Annotated in this window: 25 protein-coding genes; 17 read left to right on the top strand and 8 right to left on the bottom strand. The window is 66.1% G+C overall.

Features of this window, described 5'->3' with window-relative positions:
• Positions 1-509 precede the first annotated feature (509 nt).
• Together AB4Z16_RS06890 and ald are read left to right on the top strand one after the other, a co-directional pair.
• Positions 510-2,855 carry a xanthine dehydrogenase family protein molybdopterin-binding subunit gene (locus AB4Z16_RS06890; RefSeq protein WP_441510718.1) on the top strand — a complete coding sequence of 782 codons (2,346 nt, stop codon included), beginning with the start codon at positions 510-512 and terminating at the stop codon, positions 2,853-2,855.
• A gap of 58 nt (positions 2,856-2,913) precedes the next feature.
• The gene (gene ald / locus AB4Z16_RS06885; protein WP_441510587.1) at positions 2,914-4,029 is read left to right on the top strand and encodes an alanine dehydrogenase; all 1,116 of its coding nucleotides are present in this window, start codon (positions 2,914-2,916) and stop codon (positions 4,027-4,029) included.
• Between the two features lie 43 nt (positions 4,030-4,072).
• On the opposite strand, the gene AB4Z16_RS06880 is transcribed toward ald, so the two are convergent.
• From AB4Z16_RS06880 to AB4Z16_RS06870, 3 genes are all read right to left on the bottom strand, one after another.
• Positions 4,073-4,951, bottom strand: a complete 879-nt coding sequence (locus AB4Z16_RS06880) for a LysR substrate-binding domain-containing protein (protein ID WP_441510586.1) — start codon at positions 4,949-4,951, stop codon at positions 4,073-4,075.
• Between the two features lie 158 nt (positions 4,952-5,109).
• Positions 5,110-5,910 (bottom strand): aldolase, encoded by an 801-nt coding sequence (locus AB4Z16_RS06875; protein WP_441510585.1) that lies wholly within the window; start codon positions 5,908-5,910, stop codon positions 5,110-5,112.
• A gap of 37 nt (positions 5,911-5,947) precedes the next feature.
• On the bottom strand, positions 5,948-6,250 hold the full coding sequence (locus AB4Z16_RS06870; protein WP_441510584.1) for an SDR family oxidoreductase: 303 nt from the start codon (positions 6,248-6,250) through the stop codon (positions 5,948-5,950).
• A 68-nt stretch (positions 6,251-6,318) separates the two neighbouring features.
• On the opposite strand from AB4Z16_RS06870, the gene AB4Z16_RS06865 reads away from it, so the two are divergent.
• The 11 genes from AB4Z16_RS06865 to AB4Z16_RS06815 all read left to right on the top strand — a co-directional run bounded on the left by AB4Z16_RS06865 (position 6,319) and on the right by AB4Z16_RS06815 (position 17,189).
• Positions 6,319-6,798 carry a hypothetical protein gene (locus AB4Z16_RS06865; RefSeq protein WP_441510583.1) on the top strand — a complete coding sequence of 160 codons (480 nt, stop codon included), beginning with the start codon at positions 6,319-6,321 and terminating at the stop codon, positions 6,796-6,798.
• The gene (locus tag AB4Z16_RS06860; RefSeq protein ID WP_441510582.1) at positions 6,795-7,373 is read left to right on the top strand and encodes a peroxidase-related enzyme; all 579 of its coding nucleotides are present in this window, start codon (positions 6,795-6,797) and stop codon (positions 7,371-7,373) included. Before AB4Z16_RS06865 ends, AB4Z16_RS06860 begins: the two co-directional genes overlap by 4 nt.
• A gap of 4 nt (positions 7,374-7,377) precedes the next feature.
• Positions 7,378-8,346 (top strand): LysR family transcriptional regulator, encoded by a 969-nt coding sequence (locus AB4Z16_RS06855; protein WP_441510581.1) that lies wholly within the window; start codon positions 7,378-7,380, stop codon positions 8,344-8,346.
• Entirely contained in the window at positions 8,343-9,797 is a 1,455-nt protein-coding gene (locus AB4Z16_RS06850) for a SidA/IucD/PvdA family monooxygenase (RefSeq protein WP_441510580.1), read from the top strand. The genes AB4Z16_RS06855 and AB4Z16_RS06850 overlap by 4 nt, the downstream gene beginning before the upstream one ends.
• Positions 9,797-10,771, top strand: coding sequence for an ABC transporter permease (locus AB4Z16_RS06845; protein WP_441510579.1), 975 nt, complete (start codon positions 9,797-9,799; stop codon positions 10,769-10,771). The genes AB4Z16_RS06850 and AB4Z16_RS06845 overlap by 1 nt, the downstream gene beginning before the upstream one ends.
• Complete coding sequence (locus AB4Z16_RS06840) at positions 10,768-11,667, top strand: ABC transporter permease (RefSeq protein WP_441510578.1); 900 nt, start codon at positions 10,768-10,770, stop codon at positions 11,665-11,667. Before AB4Z16_RS06845 ends, AB4Z16_RS06840 begins: the two co-directional genes overlap by 4 nt.
• Positions 11,664-12,653, top strand: a complete 990-nt coding sequence (locus tag AB4Z16_RS06835) for an ABC transporter ATP-binding protein (protein WP_441510577.1) — start codon at positions 11,664-11,666, stop codon at positions 12,651-12,653. Before AB4Z16_RS06840 ends, AB4Z16_RS06835 begins: the two co-directional genes overlap by 4 nt.
• Positions 12,650-13,675, top strand: coding sequence for an ABC transporter ATP-binding protein (locus tag AB4Z16_RS06830; RefSeq protein ID WP_441510576.1), 1,026 nt, complete (start codon positions 12,650-12,652; stop codon positions 13,673-13,675). Before AB4Z16_RS06835 ends, AB4Z16_RS06830 begins: the two co-directional genes overlap by 4 nt.
• The gene (locus AB4Z16_RS06825) at positions 13,672-15,243 is read left to right on the top strand and encodes an ABC transporter substrate-binding protein (protein WP_441510575.1); all 1,572 of its coding nucleotides are present in this window, start codon (positions 13,672-13,674) and stop codon (positions 15,241-15,243) included. Before AB4Z16_RS06830 ends, AB4Z16_RS06825 begins: the two co-directional genes overlap by 4 nt.
• Before the next feature lie 196 nt (positions 15,244-15,439).
• Positions 15,440-16,726 carry an acyl-CoA thioesterase/bile acid-CoA:amino acid N-acyltransferase family protein gene (locus tag AB4Z16_RS06820; protein WP_441510574.1) on the top strand — a complete coding sequence of 429 codons (1,287 nt, stop codon included), beginning with the start codon at positions 15,440-15,442 and terminating at the stop codon, positions 16,724-16,726.
• Between the two features lie 25 nt (positions 16,727-16,751).
• Positions 16,752-17,189, top strand: coding sequence for an SDR family oxidoreductase (locus AB4Z16_RS06815; protein ID WP_441510573.1), 438 nt, complete (start codon positions 16,752-16,754; stop codon positions 17,187-17,189).
• Here the strand turns inward: AB4Z16_RS06815 and AB4Z16_RS06810 are convergent.
• Genes AB4Z16_RS06810 through AB4Z16_RS06795 form a run of 4 tightly spaced genes read right to left on the bottom strand, consistent with a single transcriptional unit; the run spans position 17,089 to position 21,377 of the window.
• Complete coding sequence (locus AB4Z16_RS06810; protein WP_441510572.1) at positions 17,089-18,021, bottom strand: serine hydrolase; 933 nt, start codon at positions 18,019-18,021, stop codon at positions 17,089-17,091. The genes AB4Z16_RS06815 and AB4Z16_RS06810 overlap by 101 nt on opposite strands.
• Positions 18,022-18,056: 35 nt before the next feature.
• Positions 18,057-18,869, bottom strand: coding sequence for an ABC transporter permease (locus tag AB4Z16_RS06805; protein ID WP_441510571.1), 813 nt, complete (start codon positions 18,867-18,869; stop codon positions 18,057-18,059).
• Between the two features lie 4 nt (positions 18,870-18,873).
• Positions 18,874-19,854 carry an ABC transporter permease gene (locus AB4Z16_RS06800; RefSeq protein WP_441510570.1) on the bottom strand — a complete coding sequence of 327 codons (981 nt, stop codon included), beginning with the start codon at positions 19,852-19,854 and terminating at the stop codon, positions 18,874-18,876.
• Positions 19,851-21,377 carry an ABC transporter substrate-binding protein gene (locus AB4Z16_RS06795; protein WP_441510569.1) on the bottom strand — a complete coding sequence of 509 codons (1,527 nt, stop codon included), beginning with the start codon at positions 21,375-21,377 and terminating at the stop codon, positions 19,851-19,853. Before AB4Z16_RS06795 ends, AB4Z16_RS06800 begins: the two co-directional genes overlap by 4 nt.
• A gap of 114 nt (positions 21,378-21,491) precedes the next feature.
• Between AB4Z16_RS06795 and AB4Z16_RS06790 the strand changes: the two genes are divergently transcribed.
• The 4 genes from AB4Z16_RS06790 to AB4Z16_RS06775 all read left to right on the top strand — a co-directional run bounded on the left by AB4Z16_RS06790 (position 21,492) and on the right by AB4Z16_RS06775 (position 24,091).
• Positions 21,492-22,370, top strand: a complete 879-nt coding sequence (locus AB4Z16_RS06790) for a LysR substrate-binding domain-containing protein (RefSeq protein WP_441510568.1) — start codon at positions 21,492-21,494, stop codon at positions 22,368-22,370.
• A complete protein-coding gene (locus tag AB4Z16_RS06785; RefSeq protein ID WP_441510567.1) occupies positions 22,367-23,242 on the top strand; it encodes a LysR substrate-binding domain-containing protein in 876 nt (291 codons plus the stop codon). Before AB4Z16_RS06790 ends, AB4Z16_RS06785 begins: the two co-directional genes overlap by 4 nt.
• A 172-nt stretch (positions 23,243-23,414) precedes the next feature.
• Positions 23,415-23,612 (top strand): hypothetical protein, encoded by a 198-nt coding sequence (locus tag AB4Z16_RS06780; protein WP_441510566.1) that lies wholly within the window; start codon positions 23,415-23,417, stop codon positions 23,610-23,612.
• A 188-nt stretch (positions 23,613-23,800) separates the two neighbouring features.
• Entirely contained in the window at positions 23,801-24,091 is a 291-nt protein-coding gene (locus AB4Z16_RS06775; RefSeq protein ID WP_441510565.1) for a hypothetical protein, read from the top strand.
• Here AB4Z16_RS06775 and ku read toward each other — a convergent pair.
• Positions 24,088-24,906, bottom strand: a complete 819-nt coding sequence (ku, locus tag AB4Z16_RS06770) for a non-homologous end joining protein Ku (protein ID WP_441510564.1) — start codon at positions 24,904-24,906, stop codon at positions 24,088-24,090. The genes AB4Z16_RS06775 and ku overlap by 4 nt on opposite strands.
• Positions 24,907-25,012 lie beyond the last annotated feature (106 nt).

Genomic DNA, 25,012 nt, shown 5'->3' with positions numbered 1-25,012 from the left:
ATCGGAATCAACGGTGGCAATTTTATTCTAAAGAAACCTCTTTTGACATAAATCATTATTTGTAGAAGCGCTTTCGTATAGAATTTTGCTTGCGTCGCGCGCAGCCGATGCCGTCCGTCGATGCGGACGATAAATGGCTTCGGCTGCCCTCCGAAACGCGCTCCTGCGTCGAACAGGCTCGTCAACCGCGAACATGATCGCTGCCGGCGCAGCATGCTGTGGAAGTTGAACATTGCAGACCGTGCGTCGGATCGGCGCAGTATCAGGTTACGTCATTGGCGCTTCCACAAGGGCAAAGCTTCAGGTCGCGTCGCGCCGCGCTATCCGACACGGTCAATGGAGCCATGCCGCAGCCCCAGGCGCCAATTCGATCCGGCACGCATATGGTTGTGCGCCGTCGGGTCCGCCGCTCGCAATGAGGTGGCGCCGCGCGAGGTCGAAGGCAAAGGCAGCTATCTGCCTGAGCCAGCGCCTCGGTTTCTGTTCGATAGTGGTGCCTTGCGATGAATATGCATGTGTCTCGGGTCGATCGCGCGACCGGCCGCGTCGGAATTGGCCAGTCTGTCCCGCGCAACGAGGATGCCGCGCTGGTCCGCGGTCAAGGGCGCTACACCGACGATCTTGCGCTGGAAGGACAGCTCTACGCGGCTTTCGTCCGAAGCCCGCATGCGCATGGCGTCATTCGCGGCATCGATACCGAAGCTGCGAAAGCGATGAAGGGTGTCGTCGCGGTCTACACGGCCGATGATCTGGAGGGGCAGAACTACGGATCGCTGAAATGCCAGGTGGACCTGCCGAACCGGGACGGGACCGCGATGAGGAAGCCGGTCCGCAAGGCACTTGCCGCGGATAAGGTGCGCTTCGTCGGCGACCCCGTGGCGATGGTCGTGGCCCGCACGGCGCAGCAGGCGCGCGATGCCGCCGAGGCCATATCGCTGGATATCGACATCCTGCCCGCCGTCACCTCGGTGGAGGCGGCGCTTGCCCCGGACGCGCCGCAGCTGTTCGATGAGGTTCCCGGCAACCTCATCCTCGACTACCATTTCGGCGACGCTGCGAAGGTCGCGGCGGCCTTTGCCAAGGCCGCGCATGTCACGCGGGTGCAGATCGTCAACAACCGCATCATCGTGAATCCGATCGAGCCGCGCGCCGCGATCGGTACCTATGACCGCAAGACGAAGCGTTACACGCTCCACGCCCCGAGCCAGGGCGCTTTCGGCATGCGCAACAACCTGGCGGCGGCGATGGGTGTCCCGCATGACCGGATGCACTTGCTGACCGGCCATGTCGGCGGCTCCTTCGGCATGAAGTCGGCCGTGTTCCCGGAATATGTCGTGCTGCTACATGCGGCGCGGCTGCTGAATAAGCCGGTGAAATGGACCGACCAGCGGTCCGAGAGCTTCGTTTCCGACCATCACGGCCGCGACATGATCTTCGAGGCCGAGCTCGCCCTCGATGCGCGCGGGCGGTTCCTGGCGACGCGCTTCACCGGCACCGGGAATATGGGCGGTTATCTCTCGCCCCCCGGCCCAATGATGGCCACGCTGAACATCGGCAAGAACAGCGTCGGCATGTACCGCACGCCGCTGGTGGAGGTGCAGACGCGCTGTGCCGTCACCAATACCGTGCCGATCGCGGCCTATCGCGGCGCCGGACGCCCCGAGGGTAACTATTTCATGGAGCGGCTGATCGATACCGCGGCCCGGGAAATGGGCATCGACCGGGCTGTCCTCAGGCAGCGCAACCTGATTGCGCCGAAGCAATTGCCGTGGAAGACCCCGATCGGGACCGTCTATGACAGCGGCGACTTCCCGGCGCTCTTCGCGCGGGCGCTGGAGGCCGCCGACTGGAAGGGCTACCGGACGCGCGAGCGCGCCAGCCGCAAGGCCGGCAAGCTGCGCGGCCGCGGGATCGGCTGCTATCTCGAAGTCACCGCCCCTCCGACCAACGAGATGGGCGGCATCCATTTCGAGCCGGACGGAACGGTCACCATCGTGACCGGGACGCTCGACTATGGGCAGGGACACTGGACGCCCTTCGCCCAGGTCCTGACGAGCCAACTGGGCGTGCCCTTCGAGAAGATTCGCCTCGTTCAGGGGGACAGCGATCGACTGATCGCCGGCGGCGGCACCGGTGGCTCGAAATCGATCATGGCGAGCGGCTCGGCGATCATCGAGGCGAGCCTGCTCGTCATCGAGAAAGGCAAGCTGCTGGCCGCGCACTTCCTGGAGGCCGGTGTCGCCGATATCGAATTCGCCGATGGCCGCTTCGGCATCGCTGGCACCGACCGCTCGGTCGGCATCATGGAGCTCGCCCGCAAGCTGCAGGCGGGCGCAGCCTTGCCCGATGACCTGCCGCGGGCGCTGGATGTCGACCATGTCTTCAAGGCGGCGCCCTCGGCCTATCCCAATGGCTGCCACATCGCCGAGGTCGAGATCGATCCCGATACCGGGCATGTCGAGATCGCGAGCTATGTTATGGTCAACGACTTCGGGGTGCTGGTGAATCCGATGATCGTCGAGGGGCAGCTCCATGGCGGGGTCGTGCAGGGCATCGGCCAGGCGATCTGCGAAATGACCTCCTATGACGAAAGCGGCCAGCTGATGACCGGCTCCTACATGGATTATGCGATGCCGCGCGCGGCGGACGTGCCCTTCTTCACCTTCATCAGCGAGGGCGTGCCGACCCGAACCAATCCTGTCGGCGCCAAGGGCTGCGGGGAGGCCGGATGCGCCGGTTCCCTGCCTTCGGTGATGAATGCGATCGTCGATGCACTCTCGCCCCATGGAGTGCGCCATATCGACATGCCGGCGACGCCGCAGACCATCTGGAGAGCCATTCACTCGCGTTCTTAGTCCCGCGCCGGCACCGGCGCGCGACTAGCCAAGCTCCAACCATAACGAGGAGGAAGCAATGCGCGTCGGTGTACCCAAGGAGATCAAAGTCCACGAATACCGGGTCGGGCTGACCCCGGAAGCCGTGCGCGAATACACCGCAGCGGGCCATGAAGTCCTTGTCGAGACAACCGCCGGAGCCGGCATTTCTGCACCCGACACGGCCTATGAGGCCGCGGGCGCCAGGGTCGTTGCGAATGCAGCAGAAGTCTTCGCGAGGGCCGACCTGATCGTGAAGGTCAAGGAGCCGCAGCCGTCGGAGTGGGTGCAGCTCCGCGAGGGACAAATCCTGTTCACCTATCTGCACCTCGCCCCTGATCCAGAGCAGACGGCCGGGCTCCTGAAGTCGGGGGTCACGGCAGTCGCCTACGAAACCGTGACCGACAAGGCCGGCGGCCTGCCATTGCTGGCGCCCATGAGCGAAGTGGCAGGCCGGCTTTCGATCGAGGCTGCAGGGGCCTGCCTGCAGCGGCATGCTGGGGGGCGCGGCGTGCTGATCGGCGGTGTGCCGGGGGTGCCTCCGGCGCGCATTGCGATCATCGGAGGCGGTGTCGTCGGCACTCACGCGGCGCGCATGGCGGCGGGCCTGGGAGCGGATCTGGTGATTCTGGACCGGTCCCTGCCGCGGCTCAGGCAGCTCGACGAGCACTTCGGCGGCAGGGCGCGGACACGCTATTCCACGCTCCATGCGATCGAGGAAGAGGTCCTCGCCGCGGATGTCGTCATTGGTGCGGTGCTCATCCCCGGCGCGGCCGCGCCGCGCCTGGTGTCGCGCTCCCAGCTGTCCAGGATGAAACGCGGTGCGGTCCTCGTCGACGTCGCAATCGACCAGGGCGGTTGTTTCGAAACCTCCCATCCGACGACGCATGCGGACCCGACCTTCGAAATCGACGGCGTGATCCATTACTGCGTCGCCAACATGCCGGGTGCCGTGCCGCTGACGTCGAGCTACGCGCTGAACAATGCGACATTGCCCTTCGGCTTGGCGTTGGCCGCAAACGGTCTGGATGCGATCCGCAACGATCCGCATCTCGCCGCGGGCCTCAACGTGCATCGCGGCCAGATCACCAACGCTCAGGTCGCGGAGAGCCTGCGCCTGCCGTACACGCCCGCGCAAGCTGCGCTTGCCGCCTGACGGTGCGAGCCAGCGCATGGCTCGCTTTCGCAAGCCCAGGTTATCAGCGCGCTTCCATGAGACAGCCTATGAAATCGCGTACAAGCTGCGATTTAGGCCGGTCGGGCGGCAGGATGAGGAAGCTGCGGCTCAGCACCGGCGGCTCGAAGGGCCGCAGCACGAGGCGACTTTGATCATGGCCCGCGATCGCGTAAGGACTGATCAGCCCGACGCCTACCCCCTGTGCCACCAGCGCGCAAACGGTGGCGGCGTAGATCGTCTCGACGACGACACGCGGCGGCACTGCTCCTGCCTCTGACATGATCATGTCGAAGCGCTGCCGGGCGCGATCTTCCGGAACATAGGCGACGAAATCGATGCCGGACAGATCGTGGGGGCCGATCGTCTCCCGCGAGGCGAGGGGGTGGCCGAGCGGGATGGCGCAAAGGGCGCGCGGCTGGACGAAGACCTGGTGGACGACCCCGGTGACATCGATCTCGTCGGCGGCAAGACCGACATCGTAGATGCCGGCAGCCACTCCATCCCGGACGTCGCGCGAGGGCAGGACCATAAGCGTGACGGTCGCATCCGGGCGCAATTGGCGAAAGCGCAGAACGGCGTTCGGAACGATCGAAGAACTCAGCGCCGAGAGGGTGGCGACGCGAAGTTGACCGGCACCATAGTCGCGAATACGTGCCGCGCTGGCGCGCAGCCGGTCCATCCCGCGGAAGTTCGCCTCGACCTCCGCGAAGAATGTGCGTCCCTCCGGAGTCGGCACGATGCGGTTGCGCACCCGGTCGAAGAGGGCAAAGCCCAGCGACTTTTCGAGCTCGGCTATCAGCCGGCTGACACCGGGCTGGGTGACGCCCAAAATCTCCGCGGCTCGCGAGACCGTGCCCGCCTTCATCACGGCGGCAAATACCTCGATCTGTCGGCTGTTCACATTCGGTCCACCCAGCGCATCCTATTCACGTAGGTGCTCGTACATGCCGAGCACAAGCGGAGATCCTCCCAGGCTCCGCGGTGGCGGCATTTGGATGCTCTTTCCAGATCCAGGCGTCGCCGTTGCCCGACATGCTGCGGTGCCGCGCCAGTTTGCCGCTAATGACGATATTGCGGCTCCTCCAGATCAAGCTGCCGCCGAATGGATGCGAGATGAAGCCGGGCTGACTCGGGATCTCCCTCGCGCATCTGTCGATACGTGGCTTCGGCGATATCGGACGGGACGGATCTGACCGGGCGGCCGGTCGACATGGCCAGAACCTGGACCTGTGCTGCGCGTTCCAGATAGTAGAGGTCGTCCCAGGCTTCCGCGACATTGGGAGCCAGCACCATCACCCCATGATTGCGCATGAACACGATATCCGCGTGGCCCACCGCGTTGGCTATGCGTGCGCCCTCCCCATGATCGAGCGCCAGCCCGTTGTAATCGCTGTCGACGACCGTGCGACCGTAGAATTTCAGAGCGGTCTGGCCGGCCCAAATAAGCGGATCGCCCTCGGTCATGCTCAGCGCAGTCGCGTAGGGCATATGCGTATGGAAGGCCACCTTGGCCCGAGGAACGCGCCTGTGAATCTCCGCGTGGATGTAGAAGGCCGTCGCCTCAGGCTGGCCATCGCCCGCGATGACATTCCCTTCGAAATCGCAGATCAGAAGCTCGGAGGCGGTGATCTCGCGAAAAGCCCTTCCGTAGGGATTGACGATGAAGAGATCATCGTGCCCGGGCACCACGGCCGAGAAGTGATTGCAGATGCCTTCTTCGAAGCCGTGGCGCGCCGCGGCGCGAAAGCAGGCTGCCAGATCTTCCCGAACCGTCCGGATCGCCTCCGAGGAGAAGTCCGGACGATTGTCCTGGGTCCGCACGGCCGCCGGCGTGAACTTGGGGTTGAGGCTGTGGGCCATCGCAAATCCTCTAAGGCGTTTCGGGTACGAAGGTCGTTCAGCGGCGCTCATGCCAGCATTTTTCGTACCATATCCAGGCGTGCTGGCCAGTGCCGAGCCGAGCTGCATCATCCGCGGGAAACGCGGTCGCGGCATCGACATCGTCGATGGCGAACAGTTCGCGAGCGGGAATCTCGCGGCTGGTCTTCTCCAGCAGGAGTGTCGATCCGGGAGTGCCCGAAGCGGTGCGTGTCGAGGGCGGGCCGGCTGCAATCGCGTGCACGCGGATCCCACGGGTCTGGCGCGCAGCGCGCGGGCACGGCCGCGCCCTTGCATACCGACAGCGATCGATCCTTGACATAGCGCAAACGGCGGGCTTCATTCGTTATAAGCATTAACTCGATAAGTTGATGCATGAAGGGAATTGCTATGACCCAGACCGTCGGTCCCGAGGCGTCTCCCTGGCTCGAAGCGGAAGCTCTGACCGCGGCGCACGCGCGCGCCAACATCATCGAGATGAGCCGCCAAGCCGAAGCCGCGGTAATCCAGCCGCGGGATCCCGGTGGGTTTCCAGCTCAGTGGCGCACGGCGATGGCCGCGCGCATCGCAACCCTCAATGGCCAGACGAAACTGGCCTCGCACTACCTCGCGGCGATTGCCGAGCCGGCTGTCCGCAATCTCGCCGATCCGGCTCAGACCAGCAGCGACGCGCGGGAACGGGCTGCCATCGCCTTTATGGACAAGGTCGCAGCCGAGCCACGTGCGGTCGTCTCCGAGGATATCGAGAGGCTGAAGGCAGCCGGCGTCGCGGAGGCCGACATCGTGCGCCTTTGCGAGCTCAACGCCTTTATGAGCTACCAGTGCCGGGTCTTCGCCGGGCTCGCTGTCCTCAAAGGAGCTGTGGCATGAGCCGGATCGTCCATCGCTTCACCCGCACCGTTCCTGAATGGCAGCCGCGGGTCACCCCGGTCGATCTGGCCAGCGCCACTCCCGAGCAACGCGACGCGCTGAAGATCACGCCGTCGAACACCAAGGTCTCGGATTATGTGCTGGTCCTGGCGCATGATCCGGAGACGCTGTCGGTACGCTCGCCGCTGTTCAACGCGATCATGTACGATCCGGGCGGCATGAGCCGGGCCGAGCGGGAGCTCGGTGCCATCGGCGCCTCGATCGTCAATCGCTGCATCTACTGCGCAGCCGTGCACGCCTCCCGCCACGCACAGCTCAGCAAGGACACCGCCGTCACCGACGAGCTCTTCGCGCGTGGCGAGCAGGCACAGCTCTCGCCGCGCGACCAGGCGATCTTCGACTTTTCGGTCAAGCTCTCGCAATCGCCGCCGGCGGTCACTGAAGCGGATGCCGCCAAGCTGCGCGAGGCCGGCATCAGCGAGGCCGAGGCTGTCGACCTCATCCTGTCAACGGCGCTGTTCGGCTGGGCCAACCGGCTGATGCACGTGCTCGGCGACCCCGTCCGCAACGACTGACGCGATGAGCCGCCTCAAGACCCTCGAGGCGTATCTGCAGGTTGCCTCCCTGGGCAGCGTCACCGCTGCCGCGCGCCATCTCGGCGTGTCGCAGCCTTCGGTGAGCCGCATGATCCAGGAGCTCGAGCGCGACCTCGGCCAGCCGCTCTTCGAGCGCGCCGGCCAACGGCTGGTCCTAACGCCGAAAGGCGTGGTGCTGCGCGACGATGTCGAGCGGGCGCTGGCCGGTTTCGTCAATCTCTGGGAGCGTGCCCGCGAAGTCGTCGGCGAGTCCGAGCCGCCCATCAGTGTGGCGGCGGTGTCGGCGCTGGCCTTCGGGCTGCTGACCGGTGCCTGGAAGGCGCTCGGATGCCTCGACGAGCCGCCGCGGCTCGCGATCGAGGTCGAGAATCCCGACCGCGTCCAGAACGCCGTGATGTCCGGCACGGCCCAGATCGGCGCGACCAGCGCGCCCCTGCTGCATCGCGACCTGACCGTCGAATGGCTGGGCACCGCACCTTGCGTGCTGGCCGTGCCCGAAGGCGACGCTCTGGCGCGTCTCGAAGGCCCGGTGGAGCTGCGAGCGCTGGCCGGGCGCAGCCTCGTCGGGATGTCGATGCGCCGCGGAGTGCCGGCGCGCATTCGCGCAGCTCTCAACGCGGCCGGTGTCGATGTCCGCGTCCGCGTCCGCACGACCTCGACGATCAATGCGCTCTCCTTCATCGAGGCCGGAGCGGGCGTGGCGATCGTCGAGCCGCTGACATTGACCGGCCGCCCGACGCCGGGCGTCCGCATCCTGCCGCTGGCGACGCCGATCCCCTATTGCTTCGGGGTGGTGACGGCACGCGGCGTCGCCGTCCCCGACAAGGTCCGCGAGCTGATCGCGGCGCTGCAGATGGTGGCACAGCAGCGGCTGGACGATTTCACCCTGATCCCGCCCGAGGAGCACCACGCCCTCCTCGCTTCGCTGACCAAACAGGAGACGCGGCTGTGACAGCCGATCAAGGCAAGGTTCCCGAAGGGCTGGCAGCGCTGAACCGCCGCGTCGCCCGTGAGCTTGAGTTGCTGACCCTTCCGGCAGCGCCCTGGGTTCCGCAGCGCGACATTGCGGGCGAGCCGCTGCTCGACGTCGCGATCATCGGCGCCGGCATGGCCGGGCTGGCCGCCGCCGGGGCGCTCCGCAACATCGGCCTGCGTGCCGTCAACTTCGACCGCCGGCCGAAGGGCTTCGAAGGACCATGGGCAACGACGGCGCGCATGGAGACGTTGCGTTCGCCCAAGACCCTGACCGGGCCGGCACTCGGCATTCCGTCGTTGACCTTCCGCGCCTGGTTCGAAGCTCAGTTCGGCGCCGAGGATTGGGAACGGCTCGACAAGATCCCGCGGCTGATGTGGATGGACTATCTGCGCTGGTTCCGCGACGTGCTGCGTCTCGATGTCCGCAACGATCACGACATCGCTGCGATCCATCTGGGAGCGGACTACGCGACGCTGGAGATCGACGCGGCCGGGAAGCGGCAGCGCGTGCGGGCGCGCCATGTCGTGCTGGCCACGGGGCGCGACGGGCTCGGCGGTCCCTTCGTGCCGGCGATCGCCGACAGCCTGCCGCGCGAGCGCTGGGCGCATTCCTCAGACGCGAACGACTATGCCGCGCTGCGTGGCAAGCGCGTCGCCGTAGTGGGCGCCGGCGCCTCCGCGATGGACAGCGCAGGCACCGCGCTGGAGGCGGGGGCGGAGCGCGTCGACCTGCTGATCCGCCGCCGCGACATTCCGCGCATCAACCGCGGCAAGGGCATGGGCCATCCCGGTTCGATCGCGGGCTACCGCTATCTGCCCGACGATTGGAAATGGCGGATCAACAGCTACATCGCTCGCGAGCAGGTGCCGCCGCCGCGTGCGAGCGTGCTGCGCGTCTCGCGGTATCCCAACGCCTTTTTCCGTCAGGGCACGGCGTTGCATTCCGCACGGATGGACGGCGACGAGATCGTCGTCGAGACCAGCGCGGGTACGATGCGCTTCGATTTCATCATCTTCTCGACTGGTTTCCGGGTCGACTGGGACAATCGCCCCTTCCTCGCCGAGATCGCGGCGAGCGCCCGGCTGTGGAGCGATCGCGGCGTGCCCGCCGATGCCGATGCGGGTCTCGGTTCTCTGCCCGATCTCGGCACCGCCTTCGAGTTCCAGCCGAAGATTCCAGGTGCCTGCCCCGGCCTCGAACGCGTCCATTGCTTCTGCTATCCGGCGATGATGTCCCACGGAACCGTATCGGGCGACATTCCGGCGATCAGCGACGGCGCCGTGCGGCTGTCGCAGGCCGTCGCGGCGCGACTGTTCGTCGAGGATGTCGAGGCGCATTTCGCGCGTGGCCAGGAGTATTCCGAGCCGGAAATCTTCGGCGACGAGTGGGAGCCGATCCTGCCCGAACAGGCCGCGGTACCGGTCTGATGCTCGGCTGGCTGCTCCAGCGCATCGCGCAGGCGCTCCTCGTCGTGGTGGCGATGTCGCTCGTCGTGTTCCTGGGCATGCACGCCATCGGCAATCCCGCCGACATCCTGCTGGCTCCGGATGCGACGCAGGCCGACAGGGCCGCGCTCGTGGCGCAGCTCGGCCTCGACCGGCCGCTCTGGCAGCAATATCTCAGCTTCGCAGGCAGTGCCCTGCAGGGCGATCTCGGCCGCAGCTTCGTCTACAACGTCCCGGCCGTGACGCTCATCCTGCAGCGCCTGCCGGCGACGCTTGAACTCGCCATCGCCGCGACGGTCTTCTCGGTCATTCTCGGCGTGCCGCTCGGGCTCTATGCCGGGCTCTACCCGGAACGCCGGCTCTCCAAGCTGATCACGACGGGCAGCATCCTCGGCTTCTCGCTGCCGACCTTCTGGGTAGGCCTCCTGCTGATCATGACCTTCAGCGTCTATCTCGGCTGGCTGCCGGCGAGCGGGCGCGGCACCACGGTCCGTTTCCTGGGCGCGGACTGGTCCTTTCTGACCTTGAACGGCTGGCGGCACATGCTCCTGCCGGCGATCAACCTGTCGCTCTTCAAGGTCTCGCTGGTGATCCGGCTGACACGGGCCGGGGTGCGCGAGGTGCTGCCGCTCGACTATGTCCGCTTCGCGCGGGCCAAGGGGCTGCGCCGCGGCCGGATCATGACGATGCATATCCTGCGCAACATCATGATCCCGCTGGTGACGGTGCTCGGGCTCGAGCTCGGCTCGACCATCGCCTTCGCGGTGGTCACCGAGAGCATCTTCGCCTGGCCGGGCTCGGGCAAGTTGATCCTCGACAGCATCAACGCGCTCGATCGGCCGGTGGTGATGGCCTACCTGCTGGTGGTGGTGACGCTCTTCGTCATCATCAACCTCGTCGTCGACATCCTCTACCGCATCCTCGACCCGCGCGTTCGCGAGGAGGCCTCGACATGACGAGCGTTCCCGCCGCCACCGCCCGCCGACCGGCCGTCAATGCGCTCAGCCGTTTCCTGCGCGCGCCCACGGCTGTCATTGGCCTTGGCCTGCTGACGCTGCTGATTCTGGGCGCGGTCTTCGCCGCGCAGATCGCCCCGCAGAACCCGTTCGACCTCGCTGCCATCGATGTGCTCGACGCAAGGCTACCGCCCGGCTCGGCTTCCTCGGGCGCCGATCTCACCTACTGGCTCGGTACCGATGGACAAGGCCGCGACCTGTTCTCTGCTATCCTCTACGGGTTGCGGACCAGCCTGACCGTCGGCGTCGGCTCGGCCGTGCTGGCGGGTATCCTCGGCATCATGCTCGGGTTGATCGCGGCCTGGAGCGGTGGCTTCGTCGACGCGCTGATCATGCGGCTCGTCGACCTCTTGATGTCGCTGCCCTCGATCCTGATCGCCCTCTTGATGCTTGCGCTGCTGGGCCGGGGCATCGGCAATGTCGTGCTGACGCTGGTGCTGCTGGAATGGGCCTATTACGCCCGCACCGCCCGCGCCCAGGCGCTGGTCGAGCGCAAGCGCGATTATTTCGAGGCGGCGCGGGGGCTGGGCCTGCCGACCTCGCGCATCCTGCTGCGCCATGTCTTGCCCAACTGCCTGCCGCCGCTGCTCGTCATCGCCGCCTTGCAGGTGGCGCGCGCCATCACGCTGGAGGCGACGCTCTCCTTCCTCGGCCTCGGCGCACCGGTGACGCAGCCCTCGCTCGGCCTGCTGATCGCCAACGGCTTCCAGTTCATGCTCTCGGGCGAATATTGGATCAGCTTCTTCCCCGGGGTGACGCTGCTGCTGGCGATCGTCGCGATCAACCTCGTCGGCGACCGCCTGCGCGAGGTGCTCGATCCGAGGGCGCTGAAATGAGCGCGCCGCTGCTCGAAGTCCGCAATCTGCGCACCCGTTTCCACACTGATCGCGGCGATCTCGACGCCGTGCGCGACGTCTCCTTCACGCTGCGGGCGGGACAGACGCTCGGCCTCGTCGGCGAAAGCGGCTCGGGCAAGTCCGTGACGGGCTTCTCGATCATGGGGCTGATCGATCCGCCCGGCCGGGTTGTCGACGGCGAAATCCTGTTCAACGGCCGGGATCTGACGCGGCTCGACGAGGAGAGCCTGCGTCGCCTACGCGGCAATCGCATCGCCATGGTCTTCCAGGACCCGATGATGACGTTGAACCCGGTGCTGCGGATCAGCACGCAAATGATCGAGACGATCCGGGCGCATGAGGCCGTCGACGCGGCGACGGCCCGCGTCAGAGCGCGGGACATGCTGGGCACCATGGGCATCCCGAGCCCGGAAGCGCGGCTCGATGCCTATCCCCACCAGCTCTCGGGCGGCATGCGCCAGCGCGTCTCCATCGCCATCGCGCTGATCAACCGGCCCGATCTGATCATCGCCGACGAGCCGACGACCGCCCTCGACGTCTCGATTCAAGCGCAGATCCTGGCCGAGGTGCAGCAACTGACACGCGAGAGCGGCACGGCGCTGCTCTGGATCACGCATGATCTCTCGGTCATCGCCGGCATCGCCGATGAGATCGCGGTGATGTATGCCGGCCGCATCGTCGAGCAGGGCCGCGTCGATGCCGTGCTGGACAATCCCCGCCATCCCTATACGGCCGGGCTGATCGGCAGCCTGCCGGGAGCGAGCGCACCGGGCTCGATGCTGGTCCAGATACCCGGCACAACGCCGGACATGGTCGCCCCGCCTGATGGCTGCGCCTTCGGGCCGCGCTGCGCGCGCCGTGCCGATGATTGCGCGCGGCAGCCCGCCTTCACGCAGGGCGCGCACAAGCTGCGTTGCTTCCACCCTCTCACAGGCCCGGCTTCGCTTGCCGAGGTAGCGGCATGACGACGACCGCTTCTTATTCGGCCCCCGCGCTTGAGACGCGCGACCTGAGCCGCCGCTTCGGCCGTGCGGACGGGCTTGCTGTAAAGCTGCATCTCGCCAAGCGTCAGCCTGTCATCCATGCGCTGGACGGTATCGACCTCACCATCCCGACCGGCGAATTCGTCGGTCTCGTCGGCGAATCCGGCAGCGGCAAGTCGACGCTTGGGCGCATCGCCGCCGGGCTACTGCCGCCGAGCGGCGGCGATGTCCGCGTCTTCGGGCGCGATCCGCGGGGTGACCGCTCGGTTCATCGCGACGTGCAGCTCATCTTCCAGGACCCGCAGGCGAGCTTGAACCCGCGCATGCGCGTCGCCGCGGCGATCGGCGAGGCGCCTCTCGTCCACGGCATCGTCGGTCGCTCCGAGCTCGACGATTATGTCTGCGCGCAGATGCGGCGGGCCGGGCTCGACCCGGTCTATCGCCAGCGCTTTCCGCACCAGTTCTCCGGTGGACAGCGCCAGCGTATCTCGATCGCCCGCGCGCTCGCCATGCAGCCGCGCTTCCTGGTCTGTGACGAGTCCGTCGCCTCGCTCGACGTCTCCATCCAGGCGCAGATCCTCAACCTGTTCATGCAGCTCCGGCGCGATCTGGACCTGACCTACCTGTTCATCAGCCATGATCTGCGCGTGGTGCAGCACATCGCCGACCGCGTCGTCATCATGTATCTCGGCCGCATCGTCGAGGATGCGCCGGCGCGGCAGTTCTTCGCCCACCCCAACCACCCCTATACGCAGGGCCTGCTCGCCGAAATTCCCGATCTCAAGCAGCGGCGGCGGGTCTATGCTCCCGTTAAAGGCGAGATCCCGAGTCCGGCCGCGCCGCCGCCCGGCTGCCATTTCCATCCGCGCTGCCCGGCCGCTTTCGACCGCTGCCGCGTCGAGAAACCCGCCCTGCGCGAGATCGCGCCGGGCCATCGTTCCGCCTGCCACCTCAACGATACGCCCGCGGTCCAAGCCCGCGCGCTAACAGGAGTGATCGGATGACGACCAAACTGAGCACGCTTGCCCTGTCCGCGGCGCTGATCGTCGCCGCTGGGACCGCCTCGGCGGAAGACCTGCGCATCGGCTTCGCCGACCCGGTCTCCGCGATCGACCCGCAGCTCAACAACTATGCCGGCGACCACTCGGTTGCGCAGCATTTCTTCCCCGCCATCGTCGCGCAGAAGACGATCGGCGGCATGGCTCCCGGTCTCGCCTCGGCCTGGAAAAGCACCTCGCCCACGACCTGGGAATTCAAGATCCGCGACAAGGCGGTCTGGACCGACGGCAAGCCGGTGACGGCGGAGGACATCGCCTTTTCCTATGAGCGCGCCCAGAACGTGCCGGGCTCGGTCGCGAGCTTCAAGAGCTTCCTGCGCAGCGTCGCCAAGGTCGAGGTCAAGGACCCGCAGACGCTGGTGATCACCACCAAGGAACCCGACCCGCTGCTGCCGATCAACATCTCCAGCATCTACATCGTCAGCAAGCATATCGGCCAGACGGCGACGACCGACGACTACAACAGCGGCAAGGCGATGGTAGTCGACGGCCCCTATGCCTTCGTCAGCTATACGCCGGGCGACCGCATCGAGATGAAGCGCAACGACACCTACTGGGGCGACAAGGCCGAGTGGGACAAGGTGAGCTATCGCTATATCGCCAACCCCGCGGCGCGCACCGCCGCGCTGCTCTCGGGCGATGTCGATATGATCGACAAGGTCTCCTTCTCCGACATCGAGAAGCTGGAGAAGAATCCCAAGGTCAAGGTCTGGTCCTATCCCGGCCTGCGCGCGCTGATCCTGCAGCCGAGCTTCAACCCGGCGCCGTCCAAGTTCATTACCGACAAGGCCGGCAAGCCGCTCGACAAGAACCCCCTGCTCGACCAGCGTGTCCGCCAGGCTCTCAACATGGCGATCAACCGAGAGGCCATCGCCGACCGCGTTGCGCGCGGCGGCGTGACGGTCGCGACGCAGTGGATGCCGGCAGACACCTTCGGGTACAATCCCGACTACGCCAAGATCGCGGTTGATCCGACCAAGGCCAAGGCGCTGCTGGCCGAGGCCGGCTATCCCAACGGCTTCAAGCTGACCATGCATGTGCCGGGCGAGCGCTATCCGCTGGCGCCCGAGACCGCGCAGGCCGTCGCGCAATTCTGGACCCGCATCGGCGTCGAGACGCAGGTCGAGGTCGTTCCCTTCCCGGTCTATGTGACCGGCGCCAACAAGAACGAATATGCGATGAGCATCGTCGGCTGGGGCAACGGCACGGGCGAGGGCACTTATGCCATGACCTCGATCCTGGCGACGGTCGACCCGGCCAAGGGGCTGGGAGCCTCGAACTGGGGCCGCTACAGCAATCCGAAGCTGGATGAGGCGCTCGCCAAGGCCGGCGCCGAATTCGACGATCCCAAGCGCGAGGCGATCATCAAGGACGCCGTCAAGGTGGTGATGGACGATGTCGGGATCATCCCGCTCTACCATTACAAGAACATCTGGGCGAGCCGGCCGGACCTGAAGGTCGTGCCCTGGAACAGCGACCGCACCGTCGCCATGCAGGTTAGCAAGGCGAAGTGACTTCGGAGCCCGCCTTGCGAGGTCAGCCTTCATCCAAGGGAACTCGGACGTCATCCCGGACAAGCGGCGAAGCCGCACCGATCCGGGATCCATCGTAGAGCTCCGCAGCCCTTCGATGGATCCCGGCTCAAGGCCGGGATGACATCGTGGTTCCACTCTCAAACACGGTCCGGACTTAACGGAGACGAAAGTCGCCATGCCCGCCGCTTTCTCCGTCAGCCCTGCGATCGACCTGATCGACGTGCCGCGCCGGATCGCCCTCGCTGGGCTACCGGTTGGCGGGGAGGTAACCATTGCAGCGGAAACGCAGCGGGGCGGTCATCTCTGGCGGGCGCAGGCCGTGTTTGCGGCGGATGCTGCGGGCACCGTCGAGCTCGATCGCGACGCGCCGCTGCGGGGCGATTATGCCGGCATCGCCGCGATGGGGCTGATCTGGGCGCAGCAAGGTGAGGGCGAGCTGTTCCATGCCGACATGGCCCGGCCGCTGGAGACCAGGCTCACCGCCCATATCGGCGGCGAGCTTACGGCGTCGGACGGCTTCACGCAGATTCTCATGGCAGAGGGCGTCACCCGGCATCCGCTTGCCGAGGATGGGCTCGTCGGCACGCTGTTCCTGCCGGCAGGCGAGGGGCCGCATCCGGCGATCATGATCCTCAACGGCTCCGGCGGTGGCATCAACGAGCCACGCGCGGCGCTGTGGGCCTCGCGTGGCGTAGCGGCGCTGGCGCTCGGCTATTTCGGCGCTCCGGGGCTGCCGCAATACATCTCGAACACGCCGCTCGAGTATTTCGCCGGAGGGCTCGACTGGCTGCGTGCCAATGTGAGCCCCCTGAACGATTTCGTCGCCGTTGCCGGGCAATCGCGCGGCGGCGAGCTTGCGCTTCTGCTGGGCGCGACTTTTCCCGAAAAAGTCTCGGCGGTGCTGGGCTATGTGCCGAGCGCCTTCGTCCATGGCGGTCAGGCGGCAGCCGACCCCGCCCCGGGGCTCGGCCGGGACGGTCCGTGCTGGACGCTCGGCGGCAAGCCGCTCGTCCATCAATGGCAGGACAACGCCACGGCGAGCTGGAAGCCCTATGACGAGGCGACTGAAATCCGCCGCAACGCCGATGCGATGCGCACCGCGCTGGGCGATCCCGATGCGATGGCCCGCGCCCGCATCCCGGTCGAGCGGATCGCCGGGCCGGTGCTGCTGTTGTCGGGCGGCGACGACGGGGCGTGGCCTTCCGATCTCTATTCGCTGATCGTGCAGTCGAGCCTGCTGGCCGCCGGCCATCCGCATGAGGTCGTCTGGAAGAACTGGCCCGAAGCCGGGCATTCCATCCTGTTCCCCTACACCCCGGCGACGCGCATCTCCCATCGCCATCCGATGAACGGAACCTCCTCGACCATGGGCGGAACGCCGGCCGCGAATGCCGAAGCGAATGCGGGCGCCTGGGCCAGCGCCTGGGCATTCGTAAAGCGTCACACGGGGTTGGGCGGTTGAGGCCAACAAATATGGAGCGTGGGCTATGCGCGCTCCAGGCCGGGCCGCGACCTCCATGAGGTCACGATCCTCATGCCAGCGGCCAGCAAGCTACTCGGCCACCAGGGCCGGGGTGATCGCGCTGACCAAGAGCACGGCCAAGGAAACGGCCTGTGACGGCATCGTCGTCACCGCCATCACCCCCGCGGCGGCTGAGACCGCGATGGCGAAGGAGATTTCCGCCGAGCGGCGCGCCGACATCCTGTCCCGTATCCCGATGGGGCGCTTCGTCGAGGTCGAGGAAGTCGCGCGGATGGTGCTCTGTCTGACGAGTGTTCCTTCTCGACCGGCGGCGTCTTCGATCTGTCAGGCGGCCGGGCAACCTACTGACCGGCGGATGCCGGCGGCATCAGCTGCCCGGCGGCGAGAGCGCCGAGCGACGGCAGGAAATCGTCGTCCTCCGCGATGGCCTCGCCCTGCGTGAAAACAGTCAAGGTGAACTCTTGCCCGCCCGGGAGGATCGCGCGAAGGGCGTCATGGCGCCGGAAATCGGCACGCTCATCGCCGAGCCAGCGCGTGCGGCCGGCCTTCGACCAGATCTGCGTGCCCGCCGGCATGCCGCCTGCGAGATATCCCGAGACCTGATAGGCGCCGCGCTTCACAAACGGGCTCGCGAGATCGCGCGCGAGCAGCGGTTCGACCGCCCGTCGCGTTGTCGTGCTCAGCGCCGAGCCATGGAAGATCTCGTGCATCAGCCGGGCCATGGCGACCGGCGTCAGGGCATTGTGGCCGCCGGGCGAGCGGTCGAGGCCGATCTTCTCGCGGCCATAGCGGAGGTCGTCCATCAGCTTCTGGTTGAGGTTGATGCCGGCGAGCTCCGGCCAACCCAGCTGGTCGAAGAAGCGATTGACGGCCTCGCGCCGCTCGCCCCAGGCCGTCATCTCGGCGCTGGAGAGGAGGGTGTCGCCGCTCGTTCCCGAAAGCAGGTCGATGACGTAGTTCGTCGCGCTGTTGGAGGACCAGAGGATCATGTCGCGCATGGCGCGATCAAGCTCCTCATGCTCGACCAATTGTCCCGCTTCCAGAGCGGCTTGCGCGGCGACCAGGAAGAAGACCTTGACCAGCGAGCAGGGATAGCTGCGCCAGCCCGCACGCAGCGCCGTACCGCGCGGCCGTTCGCCCTGCTGGCCCGGTTGCAGCAGCACGAAGCCGAACTGCTCCTCCGGCACACCGCGCTCGCGGAATGCGGCGACCGCCTTTGCGGTCAACAGCGCGCTGATGCGCTGCAGGTTTTCATCCTCGTCGAAAAAGCTCATGGCACACCTGTCGAAGGCGGGTCGGAAAGAACGGATCAGCCCTTCGGCCGAAGCGCGGTGTCGAGGCCTTCGCCGATCAGCGCGAAGGTGACGCCGGTGTAGATGATCGCGAGGCCGGGAAAGGTCGCGATCCACCAGGCGTCGAACAGGAATTGCCGCCCGTCCGCGATCATCAGCCCCCATTCGGGAGTCGGCGGCTGGATGCCGAGCCCGAGGAAGCTGAGCGAGGTCACGGCGAGGATCGTCAGCACCACGTCGGCCATGGCGTAGACGATGGCCGGATTGATCGCATTCGGCAGGATATGGGCGGCGACGATCCGCGGCGTCGTGCAGCCGAGGCTGCGCGCCGCCTGCACGAATTCGAGGTTGCGCAGAACCAGAACCTCGCCGCGCACGATGCGGGCGAAGGAGATCCAGTTCACGAGAAGGAAGGCGAGGTAAAGATTGGTCTCGCCCGGTCCGAGCACGCCGACGATGGCGATGACGAGCACGTAGAAGGGAAAGGCCCAGAAGATGTCGGTGACCCGCATGATGAAGGTGTCGACGCGCCCGCCGACGAAGCCGGAGATCGCGCCGATCATCACGCCGAGGATCGCCGGCGCGGCGACGCAGATCAACGCGACCTTGAGGTCGACATAGCCGCCGGCCAGCACGCGCGATGCCACGTCGCGGCCGAGATCGTCGGTGCCGAACCAGCTAGCCAGGGAAGGCGGCTGCAGCGTGTTGCCGTAATCGACCGCGAAGGGATCCTGCGGCGTCCAGACCTGGCCGAGCGCGACGAAACCGGCGAGCAGCGCCAGCATGCCGAGCCCGGCCATGAGGCTCGGATTGGAGCGAAGACGGTCCATCGACTCACTCCAGCCTGATGCGCGGATCGGCGAGCGCATAGGCGAGATCGGTCGCCAGATTGATCAGCACGACGAGGACGGCGAAGACGATGGTGAGCCCCTGGATCAGCGGGTAGTCGCGAGCGAAGATCGACTCGACGAACAGCGAGCCCAGGCCCGGCAAGGCGAAGACGGTCTCGATCACCACCGTGCCGCCGATCACCCAGCTCGTATGCGCGCCGAGCACCGAGATCGAACTGATCAGCGCATTGGGCAGCACATGAACGCCCATCAGCCGGCCGGTGCCTGCGCCCTTGGCGCGGGCCGTGGTGACATAGTCGGAGCCGAGCACGGCCAGGATGGCGCTGCGCAGGCTGCGGATCGTCAGCGAGGCCGTCGCGAGCGCGATGACCAGTGCCGGCAGGGTGGTGTGGTGCAGCCGGGAGAGGACATCCTCGCCATAGCCCGAGGTCGGAAACAGCGGCAGCCAGATCGCGAAGAGGATGACGAAGATCAGGCCGAGCCAGAAGGAGGGCATCGCGATCACGATCGTGAAGGCGAGCTTGATCGCGAGATCGACCGGCCCGCCGCGGCGCAGCGCCGACCAGAGCGCCAGCGGCACGGTCATCGCGACGGCGAGCGCCGTCGAATAGGCGACGAGCCACAAGGTCGCCGGCAGCCGCTCCAGCACGAGTTGCATCACCGGCCGGGCATGCACGACGGAACGGCCGAGGCTGCCTGAGCCGATATCGGCGAGGAAAAGCAGATATTGCCGCCACAGCGGCAGGTCGAGGCCGAGCCGCTGCTTCATCAGCGCGATCTCCTCCGCGCCGCCGCGAGCGCCGAGGAGGAGCGTCGCAGGGTCGCCGGGGAGGGCACGCAGCAGCAGGAAGCAGGCCAGCGTGATGCCGAACAGGACCGGCACCAGCTGGACGAGGCGCTTGATGATGTAGATCAGCATGGCAGGAGGGTGGGCCGAGGGGGCGCCGGGGCGCCCCTGCCTCACTTCAGCTTCACGTCCTCGAGGCGGAAATTCGAGGTCGGAAGCACCTCGAAACCTTCGACATTGCTGCGATAGGCGTAGGAGGTGCCGGGATAGAAGAGGAAGACGGACGGCGCGCCGTCATGGGCGAGCTTGACGATCTCCTGGAACATCTTGCCCCGCTCGGGCCCGTCGGCCGTCACGCGCTCCTTCTCGTAGAGCTCGTTGAGGCGCTCGTTCTTCCACTCGGTATGATAGGCGTTGGCGCGCTCGGGGTTGACGAGCAGGAAGCCGACGAGCTGGTCCGGGTCGATCGTGTCGCTGGTCGCATAGGCCACGGCCATCTCGTAGTCGCCGGCCTTCGTCGTGGTCCAGTGGGTGCCGCCTTCGACGAGGCGGATATCGGCGGTGACGCCGATCTGCTTCAACGCGGCCTGCAGGGCCTGGCCGAGCTGACGATGCAGCGGCTTGCTGGAATCGACGAGCAGCGAGGTCTTGAAGCCATCCTTGTAGCCGGCTTCCGCCAGCAGCGCCTTCGCCTTGGCAACGTCGTGCCCATAGGGCTTCAGGCCCGGATCCGCATAGGCCATCGGCGGCATCGGCGAGTTAGAGACCTTGCCGGTGCCGTAGAGCAGCGCCTTGAGCAGCCCTTCCTTGTCGATGGCGTAGTTGAGGGCCTGCCGGACGCGAACATCGTCGAACGGCTTCTTCCGGGTGTTCATCAGCACGAAATCGGTGCGGAAGACGTTGGCTACCGCCGTCTTGATCTTGCCGTCGCGCCCTAAGCCCTGAAGCTGGTTCAGCGGGATGTCGATCGCTGCGTCGACTTCGCCAGCCTGCAGCTTCAGCACGCGGCTGTTGCCCTCCGGGATGACCATCAGCTCGGCCCCGTCGAGGTCGGGCTTGCCGGCCTGCCAGTAATTCGCATTCTTTTTCAGCGAGAGGCCCTGGCCCTTGTTCCAGGCCGCGACCGTGAACGGGCCGCTGCCGATCGGCTTTTCGAAGAACTTGTCGCCAGCCGCCTCGAACGCCTTCTGCGGCAGGATCGCCGAAGAAAACAGGGCGACGTTGTTGAGGAGCGGCGTGAACACCTTCTTGAGCTTGAGCACGACGGTGCGGTCGTCCGGCGTCTCGATCGTGTCGATGCCGGAGAAGAAGCGCTTCCAGCTCGAAGCATCGCTGCCGGCGCGCTTCAGGGAGAAGGCGACGTCGGCCGCCGTGACGGGCGTGCCATCCGAGAACTTCGCCTCGCGCAGCCTGAAGCTGTAGGTCATGCCGTCGTCGCTGACCTTCCAGCTCTCGGCGAGGCCGGGCTCGAGCTTCGTGGCGTCCTTGCTCGGCCGCAGCAGCGTGTCGAAGATCAGGAGCTGGGCGTAGATGGAGGCGTTGTCGCTGGTCGCGATCGGATCGAGCGAGACGAGGTCCTGCGTCTGCGCCAGCCGCAACGTCCCCTTGGCGAAGGCAGTGGAAGGCGCTGCCACCAGAGCGGGGGCACCGAGTGCGAGCGCCAGCGCGCCGGCCGAAAGCAACGAGCGAAACTTGGTCATGCCGATCCCCTGATTCATTGGCCGCATTGCGGCGGCGGCTTGCATCCTTCCATAACGACAACTAGTCCTTCCAATGAAACATTCGGCAAGATCATCAACCGTCTGGAATACTCCATGAAGCTGGGCTCCCTGCTGGCGGTCGACATCTTCGTGAGGCTCGGCGGAACGGGCGAGGCGGCGCAGGGTCTGGGCATCAGCCAGTCCGCCGTCATCAAGGCGCTGCGGCAGGCGGAAGACGAGTTCGGGCTCAGCATTGCCACGACCATCCAGGGCCGGCTGGTGCCGACGCCGGAAGCACAGTCGCTGGTCGGGCGCGCTCAACCGCTCTTCAGCGTGCTGCGCCGCGCCCGACATGAGGCGGACATGATCCGCGTCGGCATGGCCGACCGGCTGAGGGTGGCGACGGTCCCGGGGCTGGCCCATAGCATCCTGCCGCCGGCCATCACCCGGACGCGCCGGGACCTCGGCGAGGCCGCCGCGGTCGAAATCATGTTCGACCATGTGCGCGAGCATCTCGGCGCCGGCGAAGCCGATCTCGGCATCTCCTATGGGCCGATGGCGGCGGAGGAGATCGAGGACGTAGCTCTCGGGCACAGCCCGCTTGTCTGCGTGCTCTCGCGAAGGCACCGGCATGCCGGGCGCACGGTACTGTCGCGGGGCGATCTCGAGGGCGAGCGCCTGATCAGCTACGGGCCTGATGGCGTGAGCGCCTCCGACAGCTTCCAGGACGCGTTGATCGGCGCGGGGCTGGCCGGTCGCGTCGCAATCACGGTCCGCCACACCGACACCGCCTGCCATCTGGCCCGCGAGGGCGTCGGCATCGCGCTGGTCGATGGCTTCGTCATCAGCAGCAACCTCGTCGAGGGCCTTGCCGCCTTGCCGCTGGAGCAGAGCCCGCTGGTGACGGCCTTCGCCCATTACCGGCGGGGATCGCTGCTCGATAGGGCTGCCCGGCTGCTCCTCGCGCAGCTTCAGGAACGCCCGGCTCCATGAGACCGTTCACGCCAGCCCACGCCGCCGTGCTCCGTGCGGTGCACCGCTTCGGCACCACGGTCGAGGCCGCGCGCCAGCTGAACCTGACGCAGTCCGCGATCAGCAAGATCATCGCGCGCAGTGAGGCGAGCCTCGGGGTCGAGGTCTTCGAGCGGCGCGAAGGCCGCCTGAGCCTGCGCCTGGAGGCCAGTGCCCTGATGGTTGCCCTCGATGCGGTCGACCAGGAATGGCGCGCCTTGCGGAACGCCGCGGCCAGATTGCGCGCCGGCCAGGAAATGCCGCTGCGCATCGCCTCCACGCCGAGCATCGGCCATGGCATCATCGCCCGCGCCCTGCGCCGCCTGACCGACGAATACCCCCAGGCGCGCGTCGAGCTGATCATGGGCGATGCTCCGACGGAACTCTCGCGGGGGACGGCCGATATCGGCCTGATGTTCTCCCCTCGTGTCACCGACGATATCGCGCTGACACCGCTCGCCGGCGGCTCGATCATCGCTCTGGTGCGCGAGGATGATCCCCTCGCCGGACAGGGCACGGTCAACCTGCACCAGCTCAAGACGCGGCGCATGATCTGCTTCGATCGAGAGAAGTCGCCGCTCGGCTGGCTGATCGCTCAGGCCTATGAACGGGAAGGGCTCGACTATGCGCCCTTCATAACGGTTCCCTACAGCATCTCGGCGGCGCATCTGCTCGCAGAGCCCGGCGATGTCACGCTGATCGACAGTCTGCTGACACAGGCGCAGCGCTTCGATGGTCTGGCCCAGCTTTCGCTTCAGCCCGAGATTCCCACCACGATTTGCCTGATGACCGTGCGCAGCAGGCCGCTCTCGCAACTGGCCGCCCGCTTCGTGGAAATCGTTCGGCAAGGATGATCATCGCGGCGATTGCCGAGTTGACTGCGCTCGTGCAAGGAACTGCAGCCTCGCAGCAAGCGGGTGGCGGAACCTCGCATCGCCGAGCGGGTTGCTGTCATCATCAGTGCGTTGTGTGAGGTGCGAAATGGTCGCTTTGAGGAAGGCTGCGGGGCCGCCCGCGCGCCGGCCCATGCCCGCAAAGCGCGAGCTGTATCGGGAGCGCTGCGAGGACGAATACGGCGACCACTACACCGTCATCGTCTGGCGTGACTGGCCAGGTCTCTCCATGACGTCGTACACGCTCAAGGACGGAAGCCCGGTTCGCTATGAAGATGAAAGCATCTTCTCTCTCCCATCGGGAAAGCTTCTGATGCGATGTATGCGCTGATTGAATGGGTATTTCGGCGGAAATACAAACATTGGACGAGTCGATGTGATCGTCATGTCGATGTTAAATGTGTTGATATCGGCTGATATTCTGTCTCAGAATTTATTGTTGATGTAAGTTTTGCGAGCTTTCCATTTGGCGGAGCGACTCGGCAACGGCCTGTTTCAGATTTCGAGGTTAGCTCAGCGATGACCGATCTCAATCCTCCAGAGGCAGAACTCATCGCCCGGCTTCTGGAGATCATCGCGAGGGAGGGGCTCGTAAAATCCGAATTGCTGGAGCCGCATGCGGCAATCGATGAGATCGGTCTCACTCTCGACGACCTGACCCTGATCGGCAATGTCATCGAACGCGAATTCGATTGCGATATGGTGCCCGACGAAGAAATGCAGGCGTGCAAGACGGTTCGCGAACTCGTCATGTTGATCGGGCTAAGGCTTCAGGCCGCCTCTCGGGCAAGCAAGGACGACGAGGGTTAGGCCGCCTTTCCCTGAGCTTTTCGCCTTGATGGAGCCCGGTCAGGTGCCGCGCTGGCGCGGAGCGCTTCCATGAGGTCGACGACCTTGGGAGACTTCATCTTTTTCGCGATCCTGACTGGCTTGCCTGCCAACTTCGCCTTCACCAGCTGGGCGAGAGCCGCCTCATACCTGTCGTCGAACATGGCCGGGTCGAACTCGCCTCGCTTGGTCTCGATGATGTGCTTGGCGAGATCGAGCATCTCCTTGCGAATCTTGAGCTTTGGAATCTCGTCGAAGGCTTCCGAAGCCGAACGCACCTCGTAGTCGAAGTTCAGCGTATGGGCGACGAGTCCTGGCCCCTGTGCGCGAATCATCAGCGCGCGGTAGCGACGGAACAGAACAGCATGCGCGAGCGCGCCGACCTTGCTCGCTCGAAGAGCTTCCCGGATCACCGCGAAGGCCTCGTCGGCAATCTGCCCCGCGGGCGCCAGATAGTAGGGCTTGTCGAAGTAGATCGTGTCGATGTCGGTGCAGGGGATGAAAGCGGCCACCGCCAGCGTCTTGTCGCTTTCCGGCACAGCCTTCGCGATTTCGTCCGATTCGATCTCGACATAGCGGTCCTTGTCGATCTCGAAGCCCTTGATCTGGTGATCCCTATCGACAGGCTCGTCGGTAACGGGATCGATGAACTCGCGCCGGAGGCGATGGCCGGTGTCGCGGTTGATCATGTGGAACGACACGCGTTCGGCCGTGCTGGCGCCGGTATAGAGCGCGACCGGGCAACTGATCTCGCCGAACTTCAGGTAGCCCTTCCAGTTCGCCCGCACCGCAGCCATGGCACCCACTCCTGACGCAACACCGTCGATTCAATGCATCCGCCGAAGGCAAGTTCCGCCGCGCCGGACCCGTTTCGGATGCCCGGCCAAGTTCCGCTGCGCCGGA

The sequence above is a fragment of the Allobosea sp. TAF32 genome (assembly GCF_052113585.1).
Taxonomy (GTDB): domain Bacteria; phylum Pseudomonadota; class Alphaproteobacteria; order Rhizobiales; family Beijerinckiaceae; genus Allobosea.
This window is presented reverse-complemented; position numbering and strand designations above follow the sequence as displayed.